The sequence below is a fragment of the Endozoicomonas sp. SESOKO2 genome (assembly GCF_024606245.1).
In the GTDB taxonomy this organism is placed as follows: Bacteria; Pseudomonadota; Gammaproteobacteria; order Pseudomonadales; family Endozoicomonadaceae; genus Endozoicomonas_A.
Window position 1 is genome coordinate 1 of the sequence record NZ_JAHHPQ010000088.1, and the last position, 1,207, is coordinate 1,207.

General features: G+C 45.8%; 1 protein-coding gene. It reads right to left on the reverse strand.

Translation table 11 applies throughout. The features are described from left to right. Positions 1-1,165, reverse strand: a 1,165-nt coding sequence (locus tag KDK17_RS02535; RefSeq protein ID WP_257287260.1) for a hypothetical protein, incomplete at its 3' end; no start/stop codon positions are given. Positions 1,166-1,207: the final 42 nt, after the last annotated feature.

Consider the following 1,207-nt stretch of genomic DNA (forward strand, 5'->3'; position numbering starts at 1 on the left):
ACAGACAGCCTTTATCACAAGATAATGGTCGGTCAGGAACACAACTGGCAGCTTCAGCGGCTTTTAAAAGAGCATCGGGTGTTTGCCCGGAATTGAACAGGACAACATCGCTGGTCTCTTTATTATTAATCCTGACACCAAATGAATAGAGCCCGTCGGGCTGTTTTATGTACTGCCATCGACCATCCTGTGTTTTCAGTGCAACGGATGTCCTGTCATTTCCATCAATGGCAAAAATCTTATTACCGGCCAGCTCGATCTGATCAGGAAGCTGATCAAATCGTTGATAATTGGCCAGGATAAAATCCTGAACCGCTTTGATTTTTTTCGGATCGTCCGGATCATCGACCCTGATTATTTTTTCCGTTCCGCCCTCAGCCCAGGGGCTGACCCTGAAGCCATCAGCCTTTTTTACCACCATTAAATTCAGTTCTGAGCGCAGCAGATAGAAGGGTATTTTTTTCCGCAATAGCCGGTCAACCAGATCGGCCTTCACCGGCACATCGACAAAGTCATTGTCTTTATAGACCCGTCCGGTGGGCAATCTGCTTTTTAACTCAGCATTCAGGCTGCCATAGCGAGCCTTCATTTTGACACCGTTGATCAAACTATGCCCCAAAGGCTGGTCAGTCGATGGATTATTTACCACATGGTCAACTACCCGAATATCGGAAACCCTTCCCTTCTTTTGCAAGCCCCTTAAAAGCGGCAGCTCGGAATTCCAGAAAAAATTGTCGTACCTCACCCCACCTTCCGCGAAAACATAAACTTTACCTTTAGCACCCGCACTATAAAAAGAACTCGTAATGGCAATATTCCTTTTAAATAACTTCTCATACAGCTCTTTATTTACTTGATTGGGCATCTCTTTTCCCAGATCCCTTAGTTCTTCACCCATTAAATACAGCCAACGAAAACCACTAAAACTTTTATTAATCTTGACTTCCTGTTTTGCGTGTTTTTCGACCATCTCTTTATATTCGGGGAATTTTTCAGCGTCGCCGAACCAGAATCCAAGTGCGTAGCTTGGGTCGTCTGAACCAAAACTGTATCCAATGCGTTCCAGACGGGAAATCAATTCCCCTCTTTTTGGCAAACTGTCTTCCAGCACGGAGTCCACAAACAGCGTTGCCAAGCTTTCGGCCTCAGGCTTCAGGCTTTTCAAAATTCTGGCCTCAGCCTGCCGCGTTGCCAAGCTTCTGGTCAC